The 9122-nt window shown below is 37.5% G+C and carries 7 protein-coding genes and 1 pseudogene; 1 reads left to right on the top strand and 7 read right to left on the bottom strand.

All coding sequences use genetic code 11. The features are described from left to right. Positions 1 to 364 precede the first annotated feature (364 nt). Positions 365 to 2521 (bottom strand): TonB-dependent siderophore receptor, encoded by a 2157-nt coding sequence (locus B3C94_RS21635; protein ID WP_293907673.1) that lies wholly within the window; start codon positions 2519 to 2521, stop codon positions 365 to 367. A 184-nt stretch (positions 2522 to 2705) separates the two neighbouring features. Continuing rightward, positions 2706 to 3104 carry a hypothetical protein gene (locus B3C94_RS21630; RefSeq protein ID WP_293907671.1) on the bottom strand — a complete coding sequence of 133 codons (399 nt, stop codon included), beginning with the start codon at positions 3102 to 3104 and terminating at the stop codon, positions 2706 to 2708. 275 nt (positions 3105 to 3379) lie between these two features. Between B3C94_RS21630 and B3C94_RS21625 the strand changes: the two genes are divergently transcribed. After that, the gene (locus B3C94_RS21625) at positions 3380 to 3946 is read left to right on the top strand and encodes a fasciclin domain-containing protein (RefSeq protein WP_312744988.1); all 567 of its coding nucleotides are present in this window, start codon (positions 3380 to 3382) and stop codon (positions 3944 to 3946) included. An 848-nt stretch (positions 3947 to 4794) separates the two neighbouring features. On the opposite strand, the gene B3C94_RS21620 is transcribed toward B3C94_RS21625, so the two are convergent. From B3C94_RS21620 to uraH, 5 genes and pseudogenes are all read right to left on the bottom strand, one after another. Continuing rightward, on the bottom strand, positions 4795 to 5949 hold the full coding sequence (locus B3C94_RS21620; protein ID WP_293907669.1) for an acyltransferase: 1155 nt from the start codon (positions 5947 to 5949) through the stop codon (positions 4795 to 4797). A 77-nt stretch (positions 5950 to 6026) separates the two neighbouring features. Continuing rightward, positions 6027 to 6590 carry a Crp/Fnr family transcriptional regulator gene (locus tag B3C94_RS21615; RefSeq protein WP_293907667.1) on the bottom strand — a complete coding sequence of 188 codons (564 nt, stop codon included), beginning with the start codon at positions 6588 to 6590 and terminating at the stop codon, positions 6027 to 6029. Positions 6591 to 6765: 175 nt separating this feature from the next. Continuing rightward, positions 6766 to 7629, bottom strand: a pseudogene (locus B3C94_RS21610) (TIGR01777 family oxidoreductase); the annotation flags it as partial. 114 nt (positions 7630 to 7743) lie between these two features. Beyond that, positions 7744 to 8580: a phytoene/squalene synthase family protein gene (locus tag B3C94_RS21605; protein ID WP_293907665.1), complete on the bottom strand. Its 837-nt coding sequence runs from the start codon at positions 8578 to 8580 to the stop codon at positions 7744 to 7746. A 44-nt stretch (positions 8581 to 8624) separates the two neighbouring features. Continuing rightward, positions 8625 to 9038, bottom strand: coding sequence for a hydroxyisourate hydrolase (gene uraH, locus B3C94_RS21600; protein ID WP_293907663.1), 414 nt, complete (start codon positions 9036 to 9038; stop codon positions 8625 to 8627). Between the last annotated feature and the right edge of the window lie 84 nt (positions 9039 to 9122).

Here is a 9122-nt window from a genome sequence, read left to right as displayed (position 1 = left end):
TAAGGAACATAACTGAACTCCGTATTTTTTATTTACACACTTGATGGGACAGTCCCTTTTTTAGATTCGTTGATCCAACGGCCATTGATTCTGCTCGGTGTGAGTTCTTCTATATGTTTTCTAGCTTTCTGTCTACAGTGCTCCAAATACGCAAATATTTATAATTAATAGTTCCTTCATGTTAAACACGCCTAACGATAATTTGATGAATAAATATAACTAATGTTCTTCAGCAAACTGTATCGGACCACCAACAAGATGCAACCACTCACCTCATCGCAGTATGATTTTACAAACTCTTCCAGTTTTAGGTTGTAGAACAAGCACTGAATAACCCATCAATAGGCTTATTATGATAACAGCACTAAAAACGCAAGGTCATGGACAAAATGCACTGCCGCAGGTTGCCTGGTGTAATAAAACCCCTTCCACCATAATAATAACGTGTATTAAATAAATTTTCGGAAGTCAATCTACATTGAAACTGTCTATAAGTATAACCTATATTGCCATTGCAAAGTGTATAAGCATTGGTATAAAAACTCCCAGCGCTTTTACTGTTGATAATCAGATCCTCACCAGCGTAATTCCCTCCAAATCCAGCATTCCACCTGCTGTCACTATTTACCGGCAGTTCATAGCTAGCATACCAGGTGAAAGACCATTCTGGACCAGCGTTTACAGGCCTTAATCCCTGAACGGCTGCATCTGCAACTGTTAACTTACTGGTGTTGTAAGCTCCACCCGCATGTATAAAAAAATTGGGTAATGGTTCGGACTGTATGTCGAACTCTACACCACGGCTATACTGTTTTCCTCCCTGAATATATTTTGTGGCATCTTCTGGATCTGTAATCACCGAATTGCGCACCCTGATATCATAGTAGCTCAGAGTAAGGTCAAGTGCATTGTTAGGAACCGCTATTTTGACACCAGTCTCGAGCTGGCTTCCGTATTGGGGTTTAAAATTATATACAATGCCATTTGCACTCGTCGGAGCGAGATTTTGGAATCCGCTCATATAATTTCCAAAAACTGTTATAATTTTTGGAATAAGCTGATAAGTCAGACCTATTTTAGGCGTAATGGACGACTGTTTATAATCCGCAGTTGTGACGGCAGTCAATAGATCTTTTGTACCCAAATTGATTAATCTATCGTACCTGGCACTGAGCATCAGCGTCAACGCATCGGTGGGTTTGATAACGTCTGAAACATAAGCCGAATAGCTATTTTGAGGCGCGACCGAATTATTGGGCTGCTTGGAAACTACGAGATTACGGATCAGATCTGCATGAAATAAATTAGCTGCAGCAGAAGGACCAGCAATAGCTACTGTATCCACGTAACCAGCATTTTTATAGTTTGCTCCATAACTATAGCGTTGGTAGTCAAGACCGATCAATAATTTATTGTCCCAGCCCCCTATCTTAAAATTACCGATAAAGTTTTGTTGGACCTGATAGTTACTGATATCCTCGGATTTATAGTGTAATACCTTCCTAGCTACTGCAGCATTATTGTTGACGAGCAGGTTTGTTTGATAATCGCCATTTGAAGTACTGTTTGTGCTGGCGAGGTTTGTTTCAGACTGCCAAACCGGCGAAATGGCGTAACTTATTTTTCCATAAAAATTCAGTGATGATGTTCGCCATAGAAAGCTGTTATTCGTATAAGAGCTGAAGTAGTCCAAATTGAGATCGTTAGAATGCTGTACGTTTGTAGCAATACCGCCGATAAGCGGATTACCCGGTGTAAACAAGGGATTATTTGTGGTATTTCTGTGCAAGAATTCTGCCTCCATTCTAATCTTAAGGTCAGGACTCAACTGATAGCTAAAACTTGGTGCCAGGAAAAGGCTTTTATTCAATCCCTGATCCTGGAAACTCTTTCTAGAGGTATATGTCCCAAACATTCTGAACAGGGATTTATGTGCTGAATCCAGTGGTGCATTTATTTCAATATTGGCGCGATGGAGGGCATTGTTGCCCGTAGCGAGCGAAAAATTTGTAAATATACTATCAACGGGAATATAGGTGAGCACATTGATCAATCCACCGAAAGCCATATTTGTACCGCCAAACAATGTACCGCTAGGTCCTTTTATGACATCCAGCTGCTGTACATTACTATTTTCATCGCTGTAGTGTAGATAAGCATTGAGGCCATTTCTAAAATTACTTCTGGTCCGAAATCCACGAATTGTAAAATAAGGTGCAACACCTGCCCAGCTAGGGGTTACGCCGGCTGCATTTGCCAACATAGCCGTCTGGGTATAATAGTTTCTATTTTTGGTTAGGCTGGTACCTACGCTTGTTGTAACCTGCGGATTCTCGTAATCAGGAATGTTTATGCGTGCAGACTGATAGCTAGATCTATCTTTCCTAAACTGGGATTTAATAAAAACGGAGTCAAGCTGTTTTGGCAATAGCGTATCTGAATATTGTGTCTGTGCATCGCCGCTGAAAAATGTAAATAGAAGTGTAAAAATTAAAAAATACTTTAAATATAGCGCTTTCAAGAGTGTAATAAATTAAATTCGACCAATAGCCAATGTGAAATTAGAATTAAACCATATCCAGCAAAAGCGGCAAAAACCGGGGCAGGATGTCGACTTAAGTTCAATTCTAACTAATAAGTGAAGATTATAGAGTAGAGGATCTGTTGAGTCCAACTTGAATGAAACCCAAACAAATCACGCAGATTTATGCTGCCAAAGCCGTGGGCGGCCGAAGTATTTTATTAAAAAAATCAAACTTGCGAAATAAAGTATCATGCGCTTTATACCGTTCATTTATACGTATTGATCCAATTGCTTTACTGATATTTATTGGGAAATAATGGCGGCAAAGCATAACTGGAATTTTTGAGAAATATTCGTGAACGTCTTTTTCACGCTCTGCCTCTTTTTTTAACATACGCATCAAAAAACATTTCCCCTCGCAGCGTAACGAAATATTTTGCTTATTTACACAATAGTTGCTGACAATTTCACTACGGTTTGCATAAAAACTTATCAAAATAAAAATCCGGCTGAAGCTCATCAACATGAAGCATAGCAAAAGAATAGCTATTGTACCCGATTTAAATCTTTTTACATCCATTTGTATAATTGCTGCAAATATAAATGTTTTCCGTACATTTTTTATCTAATATCATAGCTCATTTTTCCGATTAACAGCTATATAATTGATAAATTTGACAAACGCCGCTTAAATCAAATACAAACCCGCTTTATAGTTTTCTTATCAATTTTTTCATTTACTAATCGCTATTTTATCATGATCAGCATATTTTATTTTTCAATGCAATCCAAGCTTTCCATTTCATCGTAAATGATCATATAAAGCTTTTAAATAACTGATAAAAAATAAAGATCATGAAAATTAAATCAATCTTATGGGCGGCTGCCACTGCAGCAACACTATTGGGAAGCACTTACATGGGGCAGGCTCAAACAAAGGAAAAAACTGTTATGGTCGGTGGTGCACCGATGTATCCTTCCAAAAACATTATTGAAAATGCAGTCAATTCCAAGGATCATACTACCTTGGTTGCTGCAGTAAAAGCTGCTGGCCTTGTAGAAACCTTACAGGGAGCTGGTCCTTTTACTGTTTTGGCTCCTACCAATAACGCTTTTGCTAAAGTACCCAAAGAGGCCCTAAATAACTTAATGCTTCCAGAAAATAAGGCTCAATTAGCCTCAATATTGACCTACCACGTGATTCCCGGAAAATGGAGTGCCGCGCAGATCACCAAAGCAATCAAAGATGGTAAAGGAACTTACGTAGCCAAATCAGTGCAAGGTGGCAACCTTACTTTTTGGATGAAAGGGAACGATGTATATGTAAAAGACGCAAAAGGCAACAGCGCAAAGGTAACGGTCGCTGACGTCAATCAATCCAATGGGGTAATCCATGTGGTTGATGCTGTATTGATGCCCTAAATATTGTTACCATAGAATCAACTATTTATTGTCAGCATAGATTCAATGATGTTTTCTTATCACATCAAAGTGCTGTTAATAATGATAAAACGAGCAATATTAACATTGCTCGTTTTATTCTTTCCTCCCATCCGAACGGTTTTCAATAAGGAATTCGTTCATTAAATTTAGTATACTTCGTTTTTCTCAAACCAAAATAGCGCTCCTAATGTTGATTGGAATACCAATATATGTTTTGAAGACTGTTTTTAGGTGTTTTCGAAAAGTGGAATTCTGTTTGTGCCGATTTGAGAAATTTCTTCAGATTGCTGCCCTTAATGTCATCATATTTGTTTTTATATTCGACATCGTTTAAATAAATATCTTTCCCAATTGTCAAACAGAACCTGAAATATATCTTTGAGGTTTTTAAGGTAGCTGCTTGGGTTTCATAATTGTAAGCATAAAATCCATAAATATTATTTTTTAAGAACCTCTTCGGAGTTCCACTTCCTTTTTGTACATACATACAATCTTCATCAAACCAAATTGTCATACGTACGGAGAGCGCTTTTAAAATGATATAACATGTACCTAAGTAGATGAGCATGAAAAACATCATGAACGACAGATGGAATATTGCCTTAAAAAAAATATAGTATAAGATACTATAGCATATCAAACAGGGAATAATAATGAAGAGGCTCCAACTTGTGGGATATGGTAAAACCTGATTGAACGTAAATACATTATTTTTAGCCATCACTAAAGATACAATATATTTATTTTCATTTATCTACATCTAGATGCAACCTATTTTTCAGGAAAACACACAACCTAATAATCATTAGCTTACTTTATAAAGCAGATTATCCAAAGATCCATTTTGATGCCCGAGGAATCATTTTATATGAACAGGCGACAAAACCCCATGAGACCAAGAAAACAATAGCTGCAGTAACAGGGATCTTTAACGATATCGGAATAGCACATATGTTAGCGAGCCAATAACCAAAACCTACAACAAAATAATGTATCAGATAAATTCCAAAACCGCATTTTGTAATATTTGAAAACAGCCTTCTCCATTTTGGTGACTTCAACTTAATGGTTCGAACCAACAAAAAAATGGCTAATGTCATCATTAGTACCTGTGGCGAACAATATAAGAAAAACAGTTCGATCTGGTCCTCACTAGAGTTGGGATCGGCTACCATCCATTTAAAACCACTAAATGTGATTCCATACCCAATACCAAATAAGGGTATACTAACCAAAAGTGTTTTGCGAAAGGACCATACTTTGAAGCGATGTGTCAATATATACCCAAGCAGTAAATACCCATTAAATCCAGCAAAATAATAGAATGTACCAAAACTGTTCCAAGCACTGAGACCAAATAGCTCTTTGGAATAAAATGAATAGACATAAGGCAAAAAAAGCGTGCACATCCAAATTCCCAAAAAAACTTTTTGCTGACCTGGAGTTGACTTATCTACCCAAGCAGAGAAGAAAGGCATATAAAGGTAAACGCCAATTAACATATAGATATACCACATAGGCACGGTATACACATTAAATTTAACTGGAATCAAAGAAATTTGAACAAGCGCACTCTCCAAAGTTTGGGCAGCGTCTTTCGGAGCATAGGCAAATACTTCTGATATGATCGTTGAGGGAAGACCGAGTACACCCGTAATCCAAGGAAAGAGGTTGTACAGTACAGACCACAATAAAAAAGGAACTGTAATGCGCAGAAGACGCTTTCTATAAAAGTCACCCATATTCATTTTGACAGGAAGCAAAAGCAACCCGGTAATCATAACAAAAATCGGCACGCAGGCCCGGAGAAGTGAGCCGTATATAGCACCCCAGTAGTTAAAATCCGGATTTGATCGCGCTTCGGGCGACACATTAAATGGATCGGAACAGTGAATGGCAATCACCATAATTATAGCGATAAAACGCAATACATCAACCCAGACAATTCTTTGCTGATCAAAATTAGAAGTAGAGGTTTGCATGTTCAACGTAGTTTGGTTAAGATGCAAAAATAGACAATCTACCGCTGAACAATTTTTAAGTAGTTAAAGAAATAGCACTATTTTCGCAAGGAACAAAGTGTCACATGAGATATGCCAAGATAGGACGCTATATAGCCCAGATTTACCCTTTGGATTAATTTTGAGTGATTTGCCATAAAATCTTCGTAACGTTTTTCGGCCGAAAGATAAAATCGATTGATTAACCTGCGCTCCATCTCCAAAAAGGCTTTTTGATGTACATACCGCATCCAGTTAGCAATATCGATATGACTACGACAAAGTACTTCCAGCTGATCAATTGGCATAAAATATAACACCGAATCCTCAAGAATCTGTACTGTTTCACTCTCATAACCCGATACGGGTCCGTGGAAACTATTTGTTGAATAAAGTAGATCCCCTTCTTTGCTAAACCAGGAAGTAACTTCTTTTCCATCGCGTACCGTGTAGGCGCGGGCAATTCCGTTTTCTACAAAATAAATATTCCGATCACTTCTGTCTGGTTGTATCAATATGGCCTTTTTGGGCACACTCAGTTCTTTTAAATTGCTAAGCAAAATTTCTAAAGACTCTTCTTTTATATCAAAATGCCTACGTATAGATGCGATGATATTATCCATGAAAGGTTATTTTCAATTTTTGGTAAACGACAAAGCTAAAGAAAAGAAATTTATAAAGCCGCACCACTTCTGCATTCAAGGCTGTCTTTCTGTTTAATTTTTGACTATAAAAGAATGAAGGTATACGTCAATTTCAGTGGAAATAAATAAAAAGATAGCTACCAAGTCAACCTACTTAAATAAAGAATGACTTACTGCAATTGTTTAGTGATCTTGCAATGGTATCATAATTAAATTTAAATCCTCTGTTCCTAATTTTTTCGGCACTTATAGGAGAACCATTTAATAGCATAGCAGCCATATCACCATACAATAGTTTAATAACGAAACCAGGCACATTCGGCAAAAAGCTGCTCCTACCAAATGACCTGAGCAGCACATACGCAAAATCATTCATCGTGATATGTTGTGGAGCAACAGCATTATACACACCCCGAATATCCGTCCGATAAAGTATAAATTCGTACAAGCGTACGACATCATGTATGTCTATCCATGGAATATATTGTTTTCCATCGCCCAGAGAAACATTAATACCAAGTTTTGCTAAAGGAGCAAGCTTGGCATACATTCCCCCATCTCGGCCTAGGACAATACCTTTCCGTAAAATAATGGTTTTGACACCCAAGCTTTCAAACTGCCATGCAGCCTTTTCCCATACCTTACAAATATGAGCCAAGAAGTCATTTCCACTACTAGAATCCTCAGAAAGGATGGTATCCGAAGTATATGCTCCATAATAACCTACCGCAGATGATGAAATGATTTTATCAATATTAAGCTCGTGGCGTTTGACGTATTCAAATAGTAAATTCAATGATAATACACGACTTTCGATAAGCTCAAGGCGACGTGAGGAAGTCCATCGACCTGCACTTATATTCTCACCAGTGAGGTTAATGATGGTATCGACCCCATCGAAGGCATTGATATCTATGAAACTTTTTTTCAGATCCCACTCAAAATATTTTATGCCACTTGCAGATTGGTCTTTAGGTGTCCGCGTAAGGAGGTGTAACTGATAACCAATTTTCCTAAGGTGTGAAACAAGTTACCCACCTATAAAACCTTTCCCCCTGCAATTGAGATCTTTTTCATACATTAGTTTTTTTAATCTTGTCTACAATATCGTGAAATGCAGTGTAGCGCTGTTTTATAAATAAGCAATTTTGTAACGCAAATAGCTCTTAAGGGCCACGAGCGCTTTCTGGGTGTTCGTTATGCGAATCCTATGCTCTAAAATTTCTTTTGAAGATTTTTTACGGATCTTCGCGAATAGCGAAAGGTAATATTTGTAGGCAAGATAAACCCCAAACTTTGCTGAAGCTGGGAGTTTTTTGATTCCCGATAGCGCCTCCCTAAATTCTGTATGAATTTCATTTTCTATCTGACTTTTGATCGTATTATCAAAGACAGTCATATCCAAATTGGGGAAGTAGGTTCTTCCAAGTGTATGGTAATCCTGTTTGAGATCTCGTAGAAAATTTATTTTTTGAAACGCTGATCCCAATTTCATTGCAAAAGGCTTAAGCTCTTCGTACTGCTTTCGATCTCCCTCTGTAAACACTTGCAAGCACATAAGTCCTACCACCTCAGCCGAACCATAAATATATTCTTTATAACTTTCGGAATTATAGTCAACCTTATTCAGATCCATTTCCATGCTATGAAGAAACTGGCTGATCAGCTCGACGTCGATCTTATAGTTGTGCACAGTTTCCTGAAAGGATTGCAAAATTGGATTTAAGGAAATTCTTTCTTCTAAAGCACGGTTAGTATCAAGATACAATCGTCCCAAAAGACGCTTCCTATCATACCCATGAAAACTATCTACAATTTCATCAGCAAGCCGCACATAGCCATAAATCGCATAGATGCTATTACGAATGCGGGGTTTTAGCGCCAAAATACCGAGCGAAAAACTTGTGCTATATTTTTCGGTAGTTATTTTGCTTACTTCATATGCGAGTTCATCAAACAGTCTCTTCATAGTCATATAGATTATCTTCTGATTCTACGCTTATTTCATTTTACCTAGCTACCTCTGTATGTTGCATATCCGAATGGGCTTACAGTGATCGGAACATGATAGTGCTTATCGTCTTTGATTTCAAAAACGACTTCAATGAATGGGTAAAATGTTTCGATTTTTTGGGTAAGAAAATAGCTTTCCGTATAGAACTTAAGTTTATATACTCCTTTATTGTCTACTTTACCGGTTTCCAGCAAATTACCGATGCGACCGTTGTTATCCGTTTTTTCACTGGCCACAGTAACCCATTGCTTGTTAGGCATCAATTTCTCCAAATCAACTTTAACATCGGGTGCAGGGCTTCCCTTTGAAATATCCAGAATGTGACTTGACAATTGATATTTGCTATTCTGACTATATGCCGTCAATCCAAACAGCATACATAACAACATGATAATGTGCTTTTTTTTATTCATCACTGCTATATTCATCTTTTATTTCGTTAAATAATTCACTTACTTATGATCAGCTTTTTTCAAATTTGTCTGTTTTATTCAGCC

This window comes from Sphingobacterium sp. UBA5670, from assembly GCF_002420705.1.
Classification (GTDB): Bacteria; Bacteroidota; Bacteroidia; order Sphingobacteriales; family Sphingobacteriaceae; genus Sphingobacterium.
Note: the sequence above shows the minus strand (reverse complement) of the source record. Positions and strands in the feature narration are given on the sequence as shown.

Coding starts and splice junctions, on each gene's coding strand:
- B3C94_RS21630 (WP_293907671.1), bottom strand. CDS start 3,104: ATGGATGTAAAAAGATTTAAATCGGGTACAATAGCTATTCTTTTGCTA.
- B3C94_RS21625 (WP_312744988.1), top strand. CDS start 3,380: ATGAAAATTAAATCAATCTTATGGGCGGCTGCCACTGCAGCAACACTA.
- B3C94_RS21620 (WP_293907669.1), bottom strand. CDS start 5,949: ATGCAAACCTCTACTTCTAATTTTGATCAGCAAAGAATTGTCTGGGTT.
- B3C94_RS21615 (WP_293907667.1), bottom strand. CDS start 6,590: ATGGATAATATCATCGCATCTATACGTAGGCATTTTGATATAAAAGAA.
- B3C94_RS21605 (WP_293907665.1), bottom strand. CDS start 8,580: ATGAAGAGACTGTTTGATGAACTCGCATATGAAGTAAGCAAAATAACT.
- uraH (WP_293907663.1), bottom strand. CDS start 9,038: ATGAATAAAAAAAAGCACATTATCATGTTGTTATGTATGCTGTTTGGA.